The following is a 20,726-nucleotide window of genomic DNA, read 5'->3' as shown; positions in this document are numbered from 1 at the left end:
TAAAGTGGCGCAGCGTGCCATCGTCGCGCACCATGGAAATGGTCACCATGCGGCCCATCATGGCCTTGAGCGCAATGTGCGCGTCGTCCGACAGCAATTCGGCTTCGAAACGGAAGTCGCGCGATACTTCTTCCCTGGCGGACAGCGAATTGACCAGCAGGATGGCGCCGGCTGGCCCATCGTCATGGGGGAACTCGATTTTCAGCAGGCGCCGCTCTTGCGCGGCGAGGTCGAAGACCGATAGCGCCGCCTGTGTGCTTGCATGCATGGCCGGCCTCCGCTATAGCGATGTGATCAGGCGGGCACCGCAGGCGGTGGCATCGCCGTCATAGGCGTACGGCTTGCCCATGTGTTTTGCGCCGGCGCCGTCCGGCGTCATGGGGAAGCTGCCCTTGCACTTGGGGCAGAAGGTTGTGTCGTCGGCCAGCGCCGCCGTCTTCCCCATCACGGTGCTGCCCGACGATGCGCTGGTGACCTTGCCGCCGTGATCGGTTGCGTCTCCGAGCCGGATGACGCCGCGTCCCGCATGTTTCATGCTTGCCTCGCTTTCCAGAGATGAATTGTTCAATCCAGCTGCAGCAAATAACGCACTTCGGCGCCGCGCACCTTGCCTTGCGCCGTCTGCAAGAACGTCGTCCAGCCCAGGCGCCGCCTTTCTGAAGGGCTGGCGCTCAGGAGCAGGGGCCCGATGCACGGCGGGCTCAGTATCAGCCGCACTTCATATTGCAAGTCCGGGACGCCAAACAGCGCCAGCATCTTTGCCAGTGCCGCCGCACCAGCGCTGCGCGGCAGGAAGCGCTGCAGGCCGGCCGGATCCAGCGGGCCGATATGCAGGCAGATGCGCATGTCCTGGCGCCACAGCCGCAGGCCCACGGTTGCGCCGCGCGCCAGCGTAAAGTTGACACTGCCCAGCAGGCTGCGCCGGTCTTTTTCCAGATAGTCCCACCACGACAAATTGTTGCAGGGCGACGGGGACGCCGCAGTACTCGGCCAGCACGGGGCCTATCGCTTGCGCGGAGACGGGGCGGCAGCGCAGCAGACCCGCGTACCAGGCCGCCACGTCCTGCGTCACGGCGCCGGCTTCGCCGCTTGACGGCAGCGCATCGCGCTGCACGCCGGCCAGTGCCGACAACAACAGTAGTTGCTCGTCTTTTGCCTGGGTCTGGAGCATGGATTCCAGCCGATACTTTTCACACGCCTGGTAATACAGCGCGACCATGCGGTGCGAAAAGATCTCGAGGAAGGCCGAGACGCCGGCGTCCTTGCTCGACAAGCGGTAGGCGGCGATGCGTTCCGAGTGATGCAAGGGCAAGGTGCCGCCGACGCCCAGAAAGCGCATGAACGCCGGTATCAGGATCAGCTGTTCATTCTCGTCGAGCGAGAGCCGCTCGATTTCACTGGCCGGAAAACTCAAGGACAGGCTGTTTCTGAAGCGCAGCACCCTGGCCGAAGGCTTGTGCATGGGACACGTTCTGCTGACGTAGCCAGCACAGCAGAATACGCACCGCCTGCACGAACTGATAGCGGTACGGCTCGGCGAACAAGTGTTGGACTACACCAGATTCTGCAATCCGCTTCTTGGTTTGCATCGGATCAGCTCCTCTCCGCTTTGCAGTGACAGCACCACCAGTTCAATGAAACTGTTGATTTGCACATACAGGCCAAGGAAGTGATCGATCACCTGCACAAACAGGTGCATGCCGCTGCCGATAAAGGCTTCTTCGTCCAGCGTGATGCGCACTTCCACGCCGTGCGCTAGCGAGGTGCCGCGCCTGTGCCGCAGCCATGTCGTGGTGGGCGCGTGAGCCAATGCCACAATGCCGCCGATCTGGCGCTGCGAGGTGGCCGATTGGGACAGGTCATACAGCGTCAGCATTTCGCGCAGCGCCGGCAGGCCCTCCTGGACCAGCGCGTGATGATTCAGCGCCAGGTGCGAAATCAGGCGCCAGTGCAGGCCCGCGCCCGGTGAAAAGCGGCGCGGCTGGCTGGGACGGCGCAGCATGTGCAGTGCCGGCCCGCCAGCGCATGGCTGCAGGTCTCCTTGCGGCTGGCCGTATTTGAGTGCCAGGGGAAGATCGCGGTTGCTGCATGTCAGCGACAGCGACAGGCTGGCCTTTTCATGGATCAGTGGATGGAAGTCGCCATCGACCAGCGAAATTTTCTTTTCGTGACCAGGGCTCTTGATGGCCAACGCCGTATCGTGGCGCATGATCCAGTAATGGCCTTGTTGCGCCGGCCCCTCGCCATGGCGCAGGCTATACAGGGGGCGAAATTCGCTCAGCGTGCTTTCGCCGCCGCGTTGGCGCAGCAAACGCACCGCATCGACAGTGACGACTTCGTAGCCATGCGCATGGGTGGCATGGGCCAGCACGGAGTAGTCGGTTTTCTGCCGGGTGACGGAGATCGGTACGCCTTCCTGGCGGAAGAGATTGACCGCCGGACTGCAGCCCAGCTTCAGGTTTTCGCTGGAAATGCTGGACAACATGCGGGCCGCGGCGGAATCGGGCCGCAAACCGGCCATGCACAGATGCAGGGTGAAGCGCTGGCAAGCTGGCGGCAGGGCCGCGCCCAGCGCCGCGACATCGATGTCAAAGAAATTGAATTTTTCCGGATACGCAAAATACTCGCTCAGGATGCGGTAGGCCGGCTGGGAACGGGCACCGAAAGGTAGCAAGGCATCCGCGTCGGCGAAGCCGACGGGCGTCAACGGCACGGTGGGCAATGCCGTCCATTGCGCCGCCTCGGTCGACACAAAAGCGCAGACTGTCTGCATGAACAAGGCATCGCGCAATGCGGCGCAAAAAGAAGCTTCGCCATCGATGAAGACGCGCAGCGATGCGGGTGCCGCATCGAGATGCCGGAGGCCGATGTTCAGCGAGGAACTGGCCGATACTGGCAAGCGCAAGCCCGGCGGCGCCTTGATCATCGCATCGAAAACGGCGCTGTCCAGTACCGATGCGCCGGTCGTCAGCTCATAGACCGTCTTGAAGCGGCAGCGCACGCCGCGCACGGGCGCTGCATCCATTTCACTGTCGGCCGGCAGGTGCAAGACGCCCGCGCCAGCCGCTGGGGCGCAATGGCGCACGATGCTGCAGGATGGAAAGGGGCGCAGATAATGCGGGAACAGGGCTTCGAACAGGGCTTCGGTAAATTGCGGATAGTCGTCATCGAGCCGTTTCGAGATGCGTGCCGCCAGCATGGCCACCGATTCGATCAAATGTTCCACGTGCGGGTCTTCGCACGACTCGCCGGACATGTGCAATTTGCCGGCGATTCTCGGATAGCGTTCGGCAAACTCGCGGCAATGCCGCCGCAACATCACCAGCTCGCGCTCGAAATACGGCAGCAAGTCCTCCATCTCTCTTTTCCTGTGTCTTGGCGGCGGAATGGCCAGTATCCGAGCGTTTGCTCCAAGGTAAATTGCGTTTGCGCAAATAATTGAACAGGGTTGCTGCGCAACATCAAGGACGTTCAAACTGACAACATCAGACTGGCAAGGCAGCATGATTCCAATGGTCAATATGGAGAACGCCATGACATTGCCATCCAAATTACTCTGGTCCGAAGGCCTGGCCATCGGTCCCCAGCAATTCCAGCAGCTGGACCGCTACCATGAAGCGCGCCTGCAACGTCTGGCTTCATTGATGAATCCCCATTTATGGGGCGTGCATGGCATCAGCTGGAACGCGGATGCGCTGGCCAACAATAGCTTGCGGGCGGATGCCATGTCGCTCGTCTTTCAGGATGGAGAACTGTTTGACGCGCCGCTTGGCGATATATTGCCCAGTGCGGTTGACCTGTCCAGGCTGCCTGCCAGCGAACATAGTTTTACGTTTTATGCCGCGCTGCCCGCGCTGCAGGCACATGGCGGCAATGTGAGCTCAGCGGGCGCCCGCTATGTCCAGGCGGATATCGAAACCCCGGATCTGTACAGCGAGGCAGTCACATATAGACGTCGCTTACCTGAAGAAACGCGTGTATCTGCTGTCGCAACTGGATCCCCTGAACGATTACCTTGCCATCCCGGTGATCCGTTTGTACCGCGCTGGCAACGGCAGCTTTGACATCGATGCCGCCTTCATGCCGCCTGGCCTGACCATCAGCGCCGATCCCTCGCTGCAGAAACTGCTCGATTCGCTGATCGACCGCATGGGCGCGAAAATTGAAGCGCTGTACAGCCGCCACCGTCAGCCCGGTAACAATACGGTGGAATTTCATGGCGGTGATGTTTCCTCGTTCTGGATGCTGCATACCTTGAGCACGGCCAGCGCCATGCTCAGTCATTGCGCCAGCTACCGGCGCCACCATCCCGTGTATCTGTTTGAAAAATTGATGGCGTTGGCCGGCGGCTTGATGACGTTTTCAAAAAAATACACGCTGAGCGACTTGCCGTCTTATTCTCACGATGATGCGGCTCCCGGTTTCGGCAAGCTCGATGGCATCATTCGCGACCTGATCGATACGGTGCTCCTGTCGCGCTACTTCCCGATTCCCCTGTCCAACGATGCGCAACAAAACACCCACTATCACGGTTTGCTCGATGCCAAGCGGATAGACCGCCAGACCGAACTCTGCCTGGCGGTAAACGCCGATATGCCGGCGCTGGAACTGGTTGCCACGGTACCGTTGCAGTTCAAGATTTCATCTCCGGACAATATCGAACTATTGCTGGCCCGGGCGCTTCCGGGTGCCGAGTTGCGCCATATGGCCCAGGTTCCCGCCGAAGTGCCGGTGCGGCCCAATACGTATTACTTTTCCATCGATAGCAAGGGCAGTATCTATGACAGCATGATCAAGGCGCAGGCGATTGCGATTTACGTGCCGGCCGGCATAAAAGGGCTGAAGCTGGAATTGTTCGGTATCAGCGGCACGGCTGCATAACGATGACGGGTGTTGCGGGCGGGTGTATTGTCAAATGATTGTCCTAAGCAATAGACTTGCCCCTGCCCCTGCAGTTGACGTTATCATGTTTTTGTAAGTGTCGGTGGCTGAATGGCCGGCGCATAGGTGAAACATGGTGACAGGCGAGGGTGAGCATGGGCATGGCGAATGATGCGTGATGTGCCGGGCGGTGGGCAGGGCAGGGCGGCGGTGCGCCGCTGTGGCCGCGCATTGCTGCTGGCGTTCTGTGCCGCCGCGGCGCCTGCCGCCTTGCCGGCATCGGCGCCGGCCGCTGCGCCGCCGCACCAGGGCCAGCGCGTGCTGTTCCTCAACGCTTACGATTACGGCCGCGCCGGCGTGGAATCGTACACGCGCACTTATGTGGCCGCCATGGTGGCTGCGGGCCTGGCCAGCGAAGACATCATGGTCGAGCACCTGAGCCTCAATACCCAGGGCGACCCGGCGCTGCGCAATGAGATGCGGGATTTGTTGCTTTTAAGATACACGCAGATGATGGGACGCAAGGCCGACCTGATCATCGCCATGCAGCAGCCGGCGCTCGATTTTTTGCTGTCGGACCTGGCGCCGCTGGCGCGCGGCGTGCCCGTGCTGGCGATTAATACCTCGGGCAAGGCCTTGCCGGCCGGCAGCCCGCTGGCCATCTGGCAGCAAAAGGCGAATGTCGATTTCCCCGGCACCCTGGCGCAGGCCATGGCGCTGTTCCCGGAGACCAAAACCATCGTCATGGCCGTCGGCGCCAGCGAGGCCGACCAGGCCTTGAAGCGCAACATGCAGCAGGCGGCGCTGGCGTGGCAGGGCAAGGTGGCCATGCGCTACCTCGATGATCTTACCCTGGCGCAGATGCGCGCGGCGGTGGCGCACCTGCCCGCCGATACCTTGCTGGTGGCGGGCAATGTCAACCGCGACGTGGCCGGCAATATCGCCACGCCCGTGCAGTTTTCCGCGCAACTGGCGCGCCTGGCGAATGTACCCGCCTTCGGCATGTATAACGCGACGGTCGGCAAGGGCATCCTGGGCGGCTCCATCCTGCACATCGAACAGGCCGCGCAGCAGGTGGCGCAGCTGTCGCTGGCAGTACTGGCGGGCAAGGCGCCTGCCGCGCCGGGCGCCTTGCTGCCGCCGGCTCGTCCCGTGCCCATGTACGATTGGGAACAGCTGCAGCGCTGGGACGCCGACATCAGCCGCCTGCCGCCGCACACCCTGTTCTTCAACCGGCCGCCGCAGCTGTGGCATGAGCACCGCGTCGCCGTGCTGCTGGTGGGCGGCGTCTTCATCGTGATGGCCGGCTTGCTGAGCGCCTTGCTGCTGCAGCGGCGGCGCTTGCGCCGTGCCGAGCGCGAGGCGCGCGAGAGCGAGCAGCGCTTCCGCATCCTGGTCGAGCACGCGCCCGAAGCCATCGTCGTGTATGACCTGGACCTGGACCGTTTCGTCGACGCCAACAGCAGCGCGCAGCGCATGCTGGGCATGTCGCGCGAAGCGCTGCTGGCGCGCGGGCCGTTCGACCTGTATAGCACGGAGCAGCCCGACGGCCTGCCTTTGGGCCTGATGGTGGAAGAGCATTTGCGCCGCGCCATGCTGGGGGAACCCATCCTCGTCGAGCGCCATGTGCGGCGCGCCGACGGCAGCATTTTCCCCTGCGAGGTGCGGCTGGTCAAATTGCCGATGGAAGGGCGGCGCCTGGTACGCAGCGGCATCGTCGACATTTCCGAGCGCAAGCACAGCGAGCAGGAATTGCTGGGCTACCGCGACCACCTGGAAGAGCTGGTGCAGCAGCGCACGGCCGCCCTGTCGGTGGCCGTCACCGAGGCCGAATCGGCGAACCGCGCGAAAAGCGTTTTTCTCGCCAACATGAGCCACGAATTGCGCACGCCCTTGAATTCCGTGATCGGCTTTTCGCAGATGATGGCCGATTCGAGCAGCATGTTCGAGGAAGAAAAGCATAACCTGGCGATCATCAACCGCGCCGGCCATCACTTGTTGACCTTGATCAACGATATCCTGGAATTGTCGAAGATCGAGGCGGGCCGCATGCAGCTGCAAGCGGGACCCGTGGACTTGAACGGCTTGCTCGACGAGGTGCTCGAAATGGTGCGCATGCGCTCGCGCGACCAGGGCATCGCGCTGCGGCTCGAGCGCTCCGGCGTGCCGCCGCTGGTGCGCCTCGATGGCGCCAAGCTGCGCCAGGTGCTGCTCAATTTGCTGTCGAATGCGCTCAAGTTCATCGAGCAGGGCAGCGTGACCCTGTCGCTGGCCTGCCAGGAGGGCGACGACGGGCAGCTGGCGCTGGTGTTTGCCGTGCGCGATACGGGCAGCGGCATCGCGGAACAGGACCTGGAACGCATCTTTGAACCGTTCGTGCAGGCCGACAGCGCCGTGGCGCAGGCGGGCACGGGGCTGGGGCTGACCATCTCGCGCGAATTCGTGCGCCTGATGGGCGGCGAGCTGCGCGTCGAATCGACCTTGGGCGCCGGTTCCCGCTTCAGTTTCGAGCTGCGCGCGCCGGTGTTGCAGCAGCCGGCCATCGCGGCGCTGGCGCCGGGCCGCGTGGCGCGCCTGCCGCCGGCCCAGCGCGGGCGCATGGTGCTGCTGGTCGACGATGACGACAACTGCCGCAAGCTGCTGGCCGGCTTGCTGGCGCCGCTGGGCTTCCAGCTGCACGAGGCAGCGGGCGGCGCGCAGGCGCAAGCCATGCTGGCGGCGCAGCGCTACGACATGGTGCTCAGCGACTGGCGCATGCCGGACATGGACGGCCTGGCGCTGACGCGCTGGCTGCGCGCGCAGCCGGCGCTGGTGCAGCCGCGCCTGGTGATCATGACCGCCTCCGCCTTCGAGGAAGAAAAGCAGGAGGCGCTGGCGGCCGGCGCCGACGGCTTCCTGCGCAAACCGATCGAGCAGGAACACCTGTTCGCCATGCTGGAGCAGCAGCTGGGCCTGCGCTTCCAGCGCAGCGCCGCCGCCGCGCCGCGCGCGCGCGGCCGCCGCCTTCGACCTGCAGCGGGAGCTGGCCCAGCTGGGCGGGGCCGAACGGCAGGCGCTGCTCGAATCCGTGCAAGCCCTCGATTTGCGGCGCAGCGCCATCGTGCTGGCCGGCTTGGCGACCAGCCTGCCGCAGCTGTCCGCGCACATCGCCGCCATGCTGGAACAGCACCAGTACCAGCCGCTGTGCGCCTTGCTGGCGCAGCTGGCCAGCGAGCCGCAGGGTGAAGACGCATGACCGTTCACGCACCCAAGGGCGAGCGCCTGGGCGGCGTATCCATCGTGCTGGCCGTCAGCGTGGCGCTGACCTTTGTCGTCACCGTGCTGCTGCTGGTGTTTGCCGTGCTGTTTTACCAGTCCGAACGCGAGCAGCGCTGGCAGCAGCTGCACCGCAGCCTGGCCATCAGCGCGGACCAGCTGGCCGTGGCCATCGAGCTGCCCTTGTGGAATCTCGATGAAAAGCAGATGCAGGCTATCATGCGCAGCACGCTGGGCAAGCGCGACCTGGTGGCCAGCTCCCTGACGCCGGGCATCGGCAAGGAAGCGCTGGTCCTGCGCCGCACTGCGTCCGGCGCCATCGGCAGCTTTTCCTCGCTGTCTGCGGAACCTGGCTGGCTGGTGCAGCGGCGCCCCGTGACGATGGGCGGACAAGTCATCGGCAGCGTTGCCGTGTATGCGACGCCGGCCCTGCTGCACGCGCAGCTGCGCCAGCGCGCGCTGGGCATCGGCGCCATGATCGTGGCGCTCGACGTGATCCTGGTGGCCAGCATCTGGCTGCTGATGTGGTGTCTGATGCTCAAGCCCCTGAAGGCGATCGGCCAGTATGCGGCCGGCGTCAAGGCGGGGCAGGGCGAAGCGTTCGGCACGCCGCCGAAAGCGTGGTTCCTGGGCGAGCTGCGCACCTTGTACCGTTCCATCCGCGACATGGTGGCGCTGCTCGACAGCCGCTACCGCGCCTTGCAGCGCAGCGAGGAGCGCGTGCAGATGGCCACCGGCGCGGCCAGCATCGGCATCTGGGACTGGAACGTCAGCAGCGACGCCTTGCAGTGGGATGAGCAGATGTACGCGCAGTTCAAGGCCGATGCGGATAGCTGCATGGCGCCGGCGGCGATCTGGCGCGCGGCGCTGGTGCCGGACGACGTGCCGGCCGCCAAGGAAGCCCTGCGCGCCGCGCTGGGCGCCGGCCAGGCGTTCACGCACGAGTACCGCATCCTGTGGCCCGATGGCGCCATCCGCTACATCAAGGCCGATGCCGTGATCTTCCGCGACGGCCAGGGCCGGCCCATGCGCCTGGTGGGGTCGAACTACGACATCACGGCGCACCGCGAGGCGGAACTGGAACTGCTGCGCCACCGCCATCACCTGGAAGAGCTGGTGGCCGAGCGCACGAGCGCCTTGTCGGTGGCCGTCAGCCAGGCGCAGGCGGCGAACCGCGCCAAAAGCACCTTCCTGGCCAACATGAGCCATGAACTGCGCACGCCCTTGAATTCCGTGATCGGCTTTTCGCGCCTGATGGCCGCCTCGCCGAACATGCAGGACGATGAAAAGCGCAACCTGGCCATCATCCACCGCTCCGGCAATCATTTATTGACTTTGATCAATGAAATCCTCGAACTGACGAAGGGCGAGGCGGGCCGCCTGCAGGCGCAGACGGCCGTGGTGGCGCTGGCGCCGCTGCTGCAGGAAGTGATGGACATGCTGGGCATGCGCGCCGAGCAGCAGGGCATGGCGCTGCGCCTCGATTGCGCGGACGTGCCGCCGGCCGTGCTGCTCGACGCGACGCGCCTGCGCCAGGTGCTGCTGAACCTGATGTCGAACGCCGTCAAGTTTGCCGGCGGCGGCGAGGTCGTCTTGCGCGTGCGCGGCGAACGGCGCGAGGGCGAACAATGGATGCTGTCGTTCGCCGTCAGCGACACGGGCATCGGCATCGCGCCTGAGGACCAGCAGCGCATCTTCGAACCTTTCGTGCAGGCCGACAGCGCGGGGCCGAAGGATGGCACGGGCCTGGGCCTGGCCATCTCGCGCGAATTCGTGCAGCTGATGAAAGGCGAACTGACGCTGGAGTCCAGGCCGGGGCAGGGCGCCACGTTCCGCTTCAGCATACCCGCGCAGGCGGCCGAGGCGCCCGTGCAGGCGTCCGTGCCGCTGCCGGCAGCGCCCGCGCACGAGGCCCCGCCGGTACTGCGGGCGCAGGACTTGCTGCTGCTGGCCGGGGAAGAGCGCGCCGCCTTGCTGGTGGCGCTGCGCGAATTGAACCTGGCCAGGGTTGCCCTGCTGCTGGGCGCCTTGCCGCCAGCGGCGGCGCCCGTGCTGGCACCGCTGCAAGCCATGCTGGACCAGCATCAGTACCGCCAGCTGTGCGACTTGCTGGAGAATGAGGGCGCGCTGGCGCCCGCGTAAAAGTGTGGGCTGACAACATCGTTTTCGCTGAAAAGACGGACTAAGTGGCGCCGATGGATGGTGCTAAATTGCAATAAAGATTATGATGATAATACGTAGTTCATCGCAAAGAAATGTCTTGTCCAGCGCGGCAACGGAGCGCCGCGCCTCATCCAAAGCTGAGAGAACTGCTACATGCACCGCGATTTTTCGGAAGTGAATTCGAAGGGCGAAGTACTGATCGTTGAAGATACGCCGGCTTCGCTGAAGCTGTTGAGCGATTTGCTCGGTGGCGCCGGCTATGCGGTGCGCCAGGCGCCGAACGGCGAACTGGCCCTGTGGACGGCCCAGGCGCGCCCGCCGGAGCTGATCCTGCTCGACGTGCGCATGCCTGGCCTCGACGGCTTTGAAGTATGCCGCCGCCTGAAGGAAATTCCATCGCTGAGCCAGGTGCCGGTGATCTTCCTGTCGGCGCAATACGATACGGACGACAAGGTGCGCGGCTTTGCGCTGGGCGCCGTCGACTTTATTGCCAAGCCCTTCCAGGCCGAGGAAATCCTCGCCCGCACCGATGCCCACGTGCGGCTGGCGCGGGCGCAGCTGCAGCTGGCGCAGGAGCGCGCCAACCTGGAGCGGCGCGTGGCCGAGCGCACGGCCGAACTGGAACAGGTGGCCAGCACCCTGGCGCGCGAAGTGCAGATCCGCCGCGCCAATGAAGAATTGCTGCGCTTGTCGGGCCAGGTCTTCGAAGCCACCCAGGACGCCATCCTGATCACCGACCCGGCAGGCGTCATCGTCACCGCCAATCCCGCGTTTACCCGCATCACCGGCTACGCGGCGCAGGAAGTGGTGGGCACGGACATCATGCGCCTGCATGCCGAATACACGGGCGAAGCGGTGCTGCTGGCGCTGCGCCAGGGCTTGCGCAGCAGCGGCTGCTGGTCGGGCGAGGTGCAGACGCGGCGCAAGAGCGGCGACACCTATCCCTGCCTGCTCAGCGCCTCCACCGTGCACGGCCCCGACGGCGCCGTCGTCAACTACATCGGCGTGTTCCTCGACATCAGCGAGCGCAAGGCCGAGCAGCACCTGATCGATTTCCTCTCCTACCACGACGCGCTGACGGGTTTGCCGAACCGCGTGCTGCTGCGCGAGCGCTTCGAACAGGCGCGCGCGAATGCCCTGCGCGACGGCAGCAGGTGGTGCAGGTGGTGCTGATGTGCCTGGACCTGGACCGCTTCAAGAACATCAACGATTCGCACGGCCAGGCCGTGGGCGACAAGGCGCTGCAGGTGGTGGCGCGTTTCCTGTCCGGCTGCGTGCGCGAGGGCGACACGGTGGTGCGCCAGGGCGGCGACGAATTCCAGATCCTGCTGCAGGACGATGCCCTGCTGGGCCGCACGCTGGCGCTGGCGCAAACCATCCTGGCCGGCCTGCGCGAAGAACTCAGCGTCGATGGCGAGCGCCTGGCGCTGACCACCAGCATCGGCATCGCCATGTGCCCGGCCGACGGCGACAGCCTCGACGACGTGCTGCGCCACGCCGACACGGCCCTGGTGCGCGCCAAGGAAATGGGGCGCGACCATTACGCCTTCTTCACGGAGCGCATGGGCAGCGATATCCGCGCCCGCCTGGCCATGCAGCAGCAGCTGCGCGGCGCCATCGGCCGCGATGAATTCGAAGTGCACTACCAGCCGCAGATGTGCTTGCGCACGGGCGCCATGCTGGGCGCGGAAGCGCTGTTGCGCTGGAATAACCCTGTGCTGGGCAAGGTGCCGCCCGGCCTGTTCATTGCGCTGGCCGAGGAGTATGGTTCCATCACGGCCATCGGCGAGTGGGTGCTCGAAAGCGTCTGCGCGCAGATTCGCGTGTGGCACGATGCGGGCCTGGGCAGCATCAAGGTGGCCGTCAACCTGTCCGGCAAGCAGTTCGCGCAGGACCGCACCGTGCCTTTCGTCGAGGCGGCCCTGCGCAAATACGGCATCGCGCCCGCCTGCCTCGGCATCGAGATCACGGAAAGCACGGTGATGGGCGACCCGGACAAGGCCGTGGCGGCCCTGACGCGCCTGAAGGACATCGGCGTGGGCATTTCGCTCGACGACTTCGGCACCGGCTATTCCAGCCTCGGTTACCTGAAGCGCTTCCCCATCGACGTGCTGAAGATCGACAAATCCTTCGTTGACGACGTCACCACCAGCAGCAGCGACGCGGCCATCGCCCGCTCCGTCATCTCGCTGGCGCACAACCTCGATATGCGCGTCATCGCCGAAGGCGTGGAAACGCGCGAACAGGTCGATTTCCTGACGGAACACGGCTGCGATGAAATGCAGGGCTATTATTTCAGCCGCCCCCTCGCGGCCGCCCCATTCACGGACTTGCTGCGCGAACGGCGCACCCTGGCCGTGGCCCAGGCCTAAGCGCCGCGGTGCGGCCGATGCACCATGCTGGTGCGTCCGCCGCAGCGCGGTGCAGGATTCTCACTTTTCCTTCCCCTGACGCTGGCACGTATCCTGCTTAGGTAATCGCTTATTTACGCGATTGCCTCGCATGCCAGACAGCAGCCATCCAGTCATGCCTACACCAGCCAGCGCACACGGCGCCTGGCAGGCGCAGCTGCGCCTGGGCTTCGCGCTGCACGATGGCGTCAGCCGCCTCGTCGAGCGCACGCACAGCGGCCCCCTGCGCGTGCAAAAGCCCCTGTATCCGGAAGGCGACGCCGTCTGCCACGCCATCATCATCCATCCGCCCGGCGGCGTGGTGGGCGGCGACCAGCTGGCCGTCGACGCCACAGTGGGCGAGGGCGCGCACGCCTTGCTGACGTCTCCCGGCGCCACCAAGTGGTACCGCGCGAACGGCCATGTCTCGGGCCAGCACATCGTGCTGCGCGCCGGCAGCGGCGCCGCCATCGAGTGGCTGCCGCAGGAGAGCATTTTCTTCGACCAGGCCTGCGTGCGCCTGCGCCACGAGGTGGAGCTGGCGCCGGACGCCGGCTACATCGGCTGCGACATCGTCTGCCTGGGACGCAGCGCCTCGGGCGAATTTTTCAACACGGGCAGCATCAATCAGCAGGTGCAGATCCGCCGCGGCGGCAAGCTGCTGTGGTGGGAACAGGGCGTGCTGGCCGCCGGCGGTGCGCTGATGGCCAGCCCCCTGGGCCTGGGTGGACACACGGTGTGTGCCACCCTGATCGCCGTCGGCACACAAGTCCCCCCCGCCGTGCTGGCCGCCGTGCGCGAGATCGCCGTGCCGGAAGGCGCCGCGTTTGGCGCCACGCAGATGAAAGCGCTGGTGGTGGTGCGCCTGCTGTGCGGCGACAGCGAGGCGGCGCGCCGCGTCATGCTGGCCGCCTGGCAGCTGCTGCGTCCCGCCATGCTGGGACGCGACGCCGTCGTGCCCCGCATCTGGAACACTTGAACATTAAAGAAGCGCAAGGAAAACCATGGACCTGACTCCCCGCGAAAAAGACAAGCTGCTCATTTTTACGGCCGCGCTGCTGGCCGAACGGCGCTTGGCGCGCGGCTTGAAGCTCAATTACCCGGAAGCGGTGGCCCTGATCAGTGCCGCCATCATGGAAGGCGCGCGCGACGGCAAGTCGGTGGCGCAGCTGATGTCGGACGGTACAAAAATTCTCTCGCGCGCCGACGTCATGGACGGCATCGCCGAGATGATCCCCGACATCCAGGTGGAAGCGACCTTCCCCGACGGCAGCAAGCTGGTGACCGTGCACCACCCGATACCGTAACCCTACAAGCGACATTGACAGGAGGCCCTCATGACCCCAGGCGAATACCAATTGGAAGAAGGCGAAATCAGCTTGAATGCCGGACGCGCCACGGCCACCGTGGTGGTGGCCAACCGCGGCGACCGGCCAATCCAGGTGGGCTCGCACTTTCACTTTTTCGAAGTCAACCCGGCGCTGGCCTTCGAGCGCTGGCGCGCCTACGGCATGCGGCTGAACATCACGGCCGGCACGGCCGTGCGCTTCGAGCCGGGCCAGCAGCGCACCGTCGAACTGGTGGCGCTGGCGGGTGAGCGCAAGGTCTACGGCTTCAATGGCGCAGTGATGGGCGAACTGCAGGACACACCACCGGGAAAGGATTGAGATGGCCAGCATTCCCCGCAGCGCGTATGCCGAGATGTTCGGCCCCACCAAGGGCGACCGCATCCGCCTGGCCGACACGGAACTGTTCATCGAGATCGAGCATGATTACGCGATTTACGGCGAAGAGGTGAAATTCGGCGGCGGTAAAGTCATCCGCGACGGCATGGGCCAGTCGCAGCGCTGCGCGGCCGAGGTGATGGACACCGTCATCACGAATGCCGTCATCCTCGACCACTGGGGCATCGTCAAGGCCGACATCGGCCTGAAAAATGGCCTGATCTTCGGCATCGGCAAGGCGGGCAACCCCGACATCCAGCCCGGCGTCATGCTCGCCATCGGCGGCGCCACCGAGATCATCGCCGGCGAGGGCATGATCGTCACGGCCGGCGGCGTCGACACGCACATCCACTTCATCTGCCCGCAGCAGATCGAGGAAGCGCTGATGAGCGGCGTGACCACCATGCTCGGTGGCGGCACGGGGCCGGCCGTGGGCACGGCCGCCACCACCTGCACGCCGGGACCGTGGCATCTGCACGCCATGCTGGCGGCCGCCGACGCTTTTCCCATGAACCTGGGCTTCATGGGTAAAGGTAACGTCAGCCTGCCGCTGCCCCTGGAAGAGCAGGTGCGCGCGGGCGCCATCGGCCTGAAACTGCATGAAGACTGGGGCAGCACGCCGGCCGCCATCGACAATTGCCTGTCCGTCGCCGACCGCATGGATATCCAGGTGGCGCTGCACAGCGACACCCTCAACGAGGGGGGCTTCCTCGAACATACCCTGGCCGCCTTCAAGGACCGCACCATCCACACGTTTCACACGGAAGGGGCAGGCGGCGGCCATGCGCCCGACATCATCGCCGCCGTCGGGCAATCGAACGTGCTGCCGTCGTCGACGAATCCCACGCGCCCGTTCACCGTCAACACGCTCGACGAGCACCTGGATATGCTGATGGTATGCCACCACCTGGACCCGGCGATTGCCGAAGACGTGGCCTTTGCCGAGTCGCGCATCCGCCGCGAAACCATCGCCGCCGAAGATATCCTGCACGACATCGGCGCCATTTCCATGATGTCGTCCGATTCGCAGGCGATGGGCCGCGTGGGCGAGGTGATCATGCGCACCTGGCAGACGGCGCACAAGATGAAGGTGCAGCGGGGCGCCTTGGCGCCCGACACGGCGCGCAGCGACAATTTCCGCGCCAGGCGCTACATCGCCAAGTACACGATCAACCCGGCCATCACGCACGGCATTTCGCACGTGGTGGGGTCCATCGAGGCGGGCAAGATCGCCGACATCGTGCTGTGGAAGCCGGCGTTTTTCGGCGTCAAGCCGTCGATGATACTCAAGGGGGGCATGATCGCCGCCGCGCAGATGGGCGACCCGAACGCCTCGATACCCACGCCGCAGCCCGTGCACTACCGCATGATGTTCGGCGCCTTCGGCGGCGGCCTGAAAAAGTCGTTTACGTTTGTGTCGCAGGCGGCCTACGAGCTCGATATCGGGCACCAGCTCAAACTCAATAAATCCGTCATCGCCGTGAAAAACATGCGCGGCCTGCGCAAGCACGACATGATCCACAACGGCGCCACGCCGCACATGGAAGTGGACCCGGAAACCTACGCCGTGCGCGCCGACGGCCAGCTGCTCGTGTGCGAGGCGGCCGCCGTACTGCCGATGGCGCAGCGCTATTTTCTATTTTAAGGGGGAGACATCATGCTCACTTTGCATACCAAATTAGGTCCCGACGATGGGCGCGCGCCCACCGCGCAACTGATACTGCCCTACGACCAGCGCGAAAAATGCCGGCTGCGCGCCGTGCTGTCGAATGGCGCCGACGTGGCCGTGTTCACCGTGCGCGGCACGGTGCTGCGCGACGGCGAGCGCATGACGGGGCCAGGCGGGCAGGTGGTGCGGATCGTCGCCGCGCGCGAAGCGACCTATCTGGTGCAGTGCGCGGATGCGCACACGCTGCTGCGCTGCGCTTTCCACCTGGGGAACCGCCACACGCAGGCGCAGGTGGGCGACGGCTTTTTGCGCATCCGCAAGGACGTGGTGTTGAAGGAGATGCTGGAAGGCTTGCAGGCGACCGTGACGGAGGAAGACGCGCCGTTCGAGCCGGAAGCGGGCGCCTACGGCGGCGGCCATGGCCACCACGACGGCCACGGCCAGCATTTGCTGGCACCCGTGCCGCTGCGGCAGAAAATCCACCGCCCCAGTGATACGCCGGGCACCGTCTGATGCAGGCCTCGGCCCTGCTGCATCTGCTGCAGTTCGCCAGCCCGGCCTTGCCGATCGGCGCCTACAGCTATTCGCAGGGGCTGGAAGCGGCACTGGAGTCCGGCCTGGTGACGGATGCAGCCACGGCGCGCGAATGGATCGCGCAGCATCTGGCGCAGGTAGTGGCGCGCTGGGAAGCGCCTTTGTGCTGGCGCTTGATGCAGGCGTTTGCAGCGCAGGATTTGTGCGCCGTGCAGCGCTGGAGCGAGCGTTTCATCGCTTCGCGCGACACGGCGGAATTTCGCGCCGAAACCATCCAGATGGGGTACTCATTGACCAAATTGCTGGCCGAACTGGGCGTGGCCGACGGCGTCTTGATCGACATGCTGCAGGGCCAGCTGGAGGTGGCGCTGCCCACCGCGTATGCGTGCGCCGTGGCGGCGCTGGCGATTCCGCGCGAAGAGGCGCTGCTGGCCATGCTGTTCGCCTGGGCGGAAAACCAGGTGCTCGTCTGCGTGAAATCCGTGCCGCTGGGGCAGGTGGCGGGCCAGCGTTTGCTGCTGTCGCTGCGGCCCGACCTGGAAGCGGCAGCCCTGACGGCGCAAACCTTGGCAGACGACGAGATGGGCAACTGGGCGCCTGGCCTGTCGCTGCTGTCGATGCGCCACGAAGTGCAGTACAGCCGACTGTACCGCTCCTGAACACTACCACGAGAGACTACAACATGACATCGATTACCTCAAACCCCCTGCGCGTAGGCATCGGCGGCCCCGTCGGCTCGGGCAAGACCGCTCTGTGCGAAATGCTGTGCAAGGGCATGCGCGAACGCTACGACATGGCCGTCATCACGAACGACATTTACACCAAGGAAGACATGGAAATCCTGCTGCGCGCCGACGCCTTGCCGGCCGAGCGCCTGATGGGCGTGGAAACGGGCGGCTGCCCGCACACGGCCATCCGCGAGGATGCGTCCATCAACCTGGAAGCCATTGCGCGCATGCAGGCTGATTTCCCGAATCTCGACCTGATCCTGGTCGAGTCGGGCGGGGACAATCTGGCCGCCACCTTCAGCCCGGAACTGTCGGACTTGACCATTTACGTGATCGACGTGGCCGGCGGCGAAAAAATCCCGCGCAAGGGCGGACCCGGCATCACGCGCTCCGATTTGCTCATTATCAACAAGACGGATCTGGCGCCGTACGTGGGCGCCAACCTCGACGTGATGGCGCAGGACGCCAGGCGCATGCGCGGCGAACGCCCCTTCGTATTCACCAACCTGCGCAGCGGCGATGGCGTGCAGGTGGTCATCGATTTTATCCGCGAGCAAGGTTTGCTCGATCAACCAGGCAAGGAGCTGCAATGAGTGCAAGACTGATGACAAAAACGGCCGCCGTGGCGGCCTTGTGCTTGCTGGCCTTGCCGGCCATGGCCCACCCCGGCCATGGCGACAGCGTGGGCTTCCTGGCCGGTTTTGCCCATCCATTCACGGGTATCGACCATTTGCTGGCCATGCTGGGCGTGGGTCTCTGGGGCGGCCAGCAGCGCCGCAGCCTGGCACAGCCCGCCACGTTTGTCGGCATGATGCTGCTGGGCGCGCTGGCCGGCATGGTCGGATTGACGGTGCCTGGGCTGGAAACGGGCATCGCCGCCACAGTGGCGCTGGCGGGACTTGCCATCGCGCTGGCGCTGGCCTTGCCGAACTGGCTCGGTATGTTGCTCGTGGGTATGTTTGCGCTGGCGCATGGCAATGCGCATGGACAGGAATTGCCGGCCGCCTCGGCCGCGTGCGGCTTCCTGCTGGCCTCGGCCGTGCTGCTGTGGGCGGGACGCTGCATCGGCCAGGTACTGGCCGAGCGCCTGTTGCGCGTGGCCGGCGTGGCCTTGACGGCCGCCGGCGTGGTGCTGATGGGGGTTGCTTGAGCGGCTTAAGCGCCGGGGCGCTTGTCGGACAGCACGATGGGCGCCGCCTTTTCCGGATGTAAACCCTGGTGGCCCGCATACACGGCGGCAATCGCCGCCATGTCGGCGTCCTTGTCGCCCGTCAAATACAGATGGTCGACGACGCCCAGCACCTTGTTCGGGTAATCGATGTAGACGAGCAACAACGGCACCTTGGCGGCCAGCGCCAGGTGATAAAAGCCGCTTTTCCAGTTCGGACGGTAGCTGCGCGTCGCTTCCGGCGTGATCGCCAGCCAGTACCAGTCGGCGGCCAGCATGCGTTCGGCCTGACGCTGTATCGTGCCGCTGGTGGTGCTGCGGTCGACGGGTTCGCCACCCAGGTAGCGCAGCACCTTGCCCATGGGGCCGCGGAACAGCGAATCCTTGGCCAGCCAGCGGAACGGCAGCGACAGTGCCCATTTGCCGAACAGGCCCACATGAAATCCCAGTTGGACGTGTGCGGGTAGACGACGGCGATGCCGCGCGGCCCCGGCAGGGGACGGAAGCGCATGCGCCAGCCAAACAGGTGCAGCACGCGCAGCGCGCTGCGCTGGTGCCAGGTTGGCAAGTCGCCCGCTTGTACAAATAAATCGTCCATTGATACCCTTCAGTGACACTGTTCTTAATGGGATGGCGCTGGTGGCCATTTTCCTTGAAGCAAAATTCTGCGCAGGCATTCTATACGGGGCTGGCGGTGGCGACAAGCAGCCGAGGCCGCTATTCATGCGGTGTCGGGGCTGGTTGTACTGTCATTTTACCCATGCTTGCATCCTGTGCCGGGCACTAAATGCACAGTATGTGGTCAAAACTTGACGTAGTGTTGATTCATCCGACAGGGAGCCATGGCATGAAAAACAGTGTCAATGATGTACATGGAAACAATGTCCGAACGGACAAAGTGATGGCAGAGCTCGTCGAGCGTGGCGTGGCGTTTTTCATCACGCCCTGGGCCGCACGGTCGCGATGGCCTACTTGCGCGAGCACGCGGTGCCGGCCGAGGTGATACGCCGTGTTTTCAGCAGCGTACAGGCGCGCCGTCCGGCCCGGCCGGCACGGCGCCGATGGCGCTGAGGGGCAGGCAACAGCGACAAGTGCCGCTGCCACCGCTCAGGGGGGCCATGTATGTTGTTTAAGCCCGTGCCGCTAGTGCCGGGTAGTCCGTGTAGCCTGCGGCGTCCGGCGCGTACAGGGTGGCCGGGTTCAGCGGATTGAGCGGCGCATCGCTGTGCAGGCGGATGGGCAGGTCGGGGTTGGCAATGAACCACAGGCCGAAGGCCACGGCATCGGCTTCGCCCTTGGCCAGCAAGGCTTCGGCCGCCGCCTTGTCCATTTTCTCGTTGGCAATGTACACGCCGCCAAATTCCTGCTTCAGGTAGGGGCCCAGGCGGTCGTCACCGAGCGCTTCGCGGGCGCAGATGAAGGCGATGCCCCGTTTGCCCAGTTCGCGCGCGACATAGCCGAAGGTGGCGCGCGGGTCGGAGTCGCCCATGTCGTGTGCATCGCGTCGTGGCGCCAGGTGCATGCCGACCTTGTCCGCGCCCCAGACGGCGATGCACGCGTCCGTCACTTCCAGCATCAAACGGGCGCGGTTTTCAATCGAACCGCCATAGTTGTCGGTGCGCAAGTTGGTGCTGTCTTGCAGAAACTGGTCGAGCAAGTAACCATTGGCGCCGTGGATTTCCACGCCGTCGAAGCCGGCTTTTTTCGCATTTTCTGCGCCCAGGCGATACGCCGCCACGATGCCTGGAATCTCTTCCGTGTCCAGTGCGCGGGGCGTGACGAATTCCTGTTGCGGGCGCACCAGGCTGACATGGCCGGCCGGCTTGATGGCGCTGGGCGCCACGGGCAAGTCGCCATCGAGGAAGAGGGGAGCGGAAATGCGGCCCACATGCCACAGTTGCAGGACGATCAGGCCGCCTGCTTCATGTACGGCGCGGGTGATGTGTTTCCAGCCTTCCACCTGTTCGTCGGACCAGATACCGGGCGTGTCGGCATAGCCCACGCCCTGCGGCGTGACGGCCGTCGCTTCCGAGATGATCATGCCGGCCGAAGCGCGCTGCGTGTAGTACTCGGCCATCAGGGCGTTGGGCACGCGGCCCGGGTTGCCGGCGCGCGAACGTGTCAGCGGCGCCATGATGATGCGGTTTTTCAGTTGCAAACTGCCAATGGTAATGGGGTCGAATAAAGTTGCCATGATTGTCCTTGTGAATGCCG

17 protein-coding genes and 3 pseudogenes are annotated in these 20,726 nt (G+C 64.9%); 13 read left to right on the top strand and 7 right to left on the bottom strand.

What is annotated here, in order from left to right:
• Positions 1–49: 49 nt before the first annotated feature.
• From ACQVLG_RS27235 to tssF, 5 genes and pseudogenes are all read right to left on the bottom strand, one after another.
• Positions 50–268 (bottom strand): annotated as a pseudogene (locus ACQVLG_RS27235) (hypothetical protein); the annotation flags it as partial.
• 12 nt (positions 269–280) lie between these two features.
• Positions 281–535 (bottom strand): PAAR domain-containing protein, encoded by a 255-nt coding sequence (locus ACQVLG_RS27230; protein WP_230539634.1) that lies wholly within the window; start codon positions 533–535, stop codon positions 281–283.
• Between the two features lie 29 nt (positions 536–564).
• Entirely contained in the window at positions 565–954 is a 390-nt protein-coding gene (locus ACQVLG_RS27225; protein WP_474291860.1) for a type VI secretion system baseplate subunit TssG, read from the bottom strand.
• A gap of 4 nt (positions 955–958) precedes the next feature.
• Positions 959–1,462 (bottom strand): annotated as a pseudogene (locus ACQVLG_RS27220) (type VI secretion system baseplate subunit TssG); the annotation flags it as partial.
• Positions 1,463–1,552: 90 nt separating this feature from the next.
• Complete coding sequence (tssF, locus tag ACQVLG_RS27215; protein WP_474291859.1) at positions 1,553–3,358, bottom strand: type VI secretion system baseplate subunit TssF; 1,806 nt, start codon at positions 3,356–3,358, stop codon at positions 1,553–1,555.
• A gap of 145 nt (positions 3,359–3,503) precedes the next feature.
• Between tssF and tssK the strand changes: the two are divergent.
• From tssK to ACQVLG_RS27150, 13 genes and pseudogenes are all read left to right on the top strand, one after another.
• Positions 3,504–4,881 (top strand): annotated as a pseudogene (tssK, locus tag ACQVLG_RS27210) (type VI secretion system baseplate subunit TssK).
• Between the two features lie 168 nt (positions 4,882–5,049).
• On the top strand, positions 5,050–8,106 hold the full coding sequence (locus ACQVLG_RS27205) for an ATP-binding protein (protein ID WP_474291858.1): 3,057 nt from the start codon (positions 5,050–5,052) through the stop codon (positions 8,104–8,106).
• A 6-nt stretch (positions 8,107–8,112) separates the two neighbouring features.
• Positions 8,113–10,278: a sensor histidine kinase gene (locus ACQVLG_RS27200; protein WP_230539322.1), complete on the top strand. Its 2,166-nt coding sequence runs from the start codon at positions 8,113–8,115 to the stop codon at positions 10,276–10,278.
• 174 nt (positions 10,279–10,452) lie between these two features.
• The gene (locus tag ACQVLG_RS27195) at positions 10,453–11,472 is read left to right on the top strand and encodes a response regulator (protein ID WP_474291857.1); all 1,020 of its coding nucleotides are present in this window, start codon (positions 10,453–10,455) and stop codon (positions 11,470–11,472) included.
• Positions 11,454–12,671, top strand: coding sequence for a putative bifunctional diguanylate cyclase/phosphodiesterase (locus ACQVLG_RS27190; protein ID WP_474291856.1), 1,218 nt, complete (start codon positions 11,454–11,456; stop codon positions 12,669–12,671). Before ACQVLG_RS27195 ends, ACQVLG_RS27190 begins: the two co-directional genes overlap by 19 nt.
• 154 nt (positions 12,672–12,825) lie before the next feature.
• Positions 12,826–13,668 carry an urease accessory protein UreD gene (locus ACQVLG_RS27185; protein WP_474291854.1) on the top strand — a complete coding sequence of 281 codons (843 nt, stop codon included), beginning with the start codon at positions 12,826–12,828 and terminating at the stop codon, positions 13,666–13,668.
• A gap of 25 nt (positions 13,669–13,693) precedes the next feature.
• On the top strand, positions 13,694–13,996 hold the full coding sequence (locus ACQVLG_RS27180) for an urease subunit gamma (RefSeq protein WP_034751936.1): 303 nt from the start codon (positions 13,694–13,696) through the stop codon (positions 13,994–13,996).
• A gap of 30 nt (positions 13,997–14,026) precedes the next feature.
• Positions 14,027–14,356, top strand: a complete 330-nt coding sequence (locus ACQVLG_RS27175; protein WP_035819980.1) for an urease subunit beta — start codon at positions 14,027–14,029, stop codon at positions 14,354–14,356.
• Between the two features lies 1 nt (position 14,357).
• Positions 14,358–16,058 (top strand): urease subunit alpha, encoded by a 1,701-nt coding sequence (gene ureC / locus ACQVLG_RS27170; RefSeq protein WP_474291852.1) that lies wholly within the window; start codon positions 14,358–14,360, stop codon positions 16,056–16,058.
• Between the two features lie 12 nt (positions 16,059–16,070).
• Positions 16,071–16,595: an urease accessory protein UreE gene (ureE, locus tag ACQVLG_RS27165; RefSeq protein ID WP_230539326.1), complete on the top strand. Its 525-nt coding sequence runs from the start codon at positions 16,071–16,073 to the stop codon at positions 16,593–16,595.
• Positions 16,595–17,275: an urease accessory protein UreF gene (locus ACQVLG_RS27160; protein WP_474291851.1), complete on the top strand. Its 681-nt coding sequence runs from the start codon at positions 16,595–16,597 to the stop codon at positions 17,273–17,275. Before ureE ends, ACQVLG_RS27160 begins: the two co-directional genes overlap by 1 nt.
• A 23-nt stretch (positions 17,276–17,298) precedes the next feature.
• The gene (gene ureG / locus ACQVLG_RS27155) at positions 17,299–17,937 is read left to right on the top strand and encodes an urease accessory protein UreG (RefSeq protein ID WP_086144768.1); all 639 of its coding nucleotides are present in this window, start codon (positions 17,299–17,301) and stop codon (positions 17,935–17,937) included.
• Positions 17,934–18,494 carry a HupE/UreJ family protein gene (locus tag ACQVLG_RS27150; protein ID WP_474291850.1) on the top strand — a complete coding sequence of 187 codons (561 nt, stop codon included), beginning with the start codon at positions 17,934–17,936 and terminating at the stop codon, positions 18,492–18,494. Before ureG ends, ACQVLG_RS27150 begins: the two co-directional genes overlap by 4 nt.
• A gap of 5 nt (positions 18,495–18,499) precedes the next feature.
• Here ACQVLG_RS27150 and ACQVLG_RS27145 read toward each other — a convergent pair whose 3' ends face one another.
• Both ACQVLG_RS27145 and ACQVLG_RS27140 read right to left on the bottom strand, forming a co-directional pair.
• Entirely contained in the window at positions 18,500–18,949 is a 450-nt protein-coding gene (locus tag ACQVLG_RS27145; RefSeq protein ID WP_474291849.1) for a 1-acyl-sn-glycerol-3-phosphate acyltransferase, read from the bottom strand.
• A 692-nt stretch (positions 18,950–19,641) separates the two neighbouring features.
• Positions 19,642–20,706, bottom strand: a complete 1,065-nt coding sequence (locus ACQVLG_RS27140) for an alkene reductase (protein WP_230539331.1) — start codon at positions 20,704–20,706, stop codon at positions 19,642–19,644.
• Between the last annotated feature and the right edge of the window lie 20 nt (positions 20,707–20,726).

The organism is Janthinobacterium sp. TPC_1, from assembly GCF_056037845.1.
The sequence above is the reverse complement of the archived record's forward strand: the minus strand, read 5'-3'. Positions and strand labels throughout refer to the sequence as shown.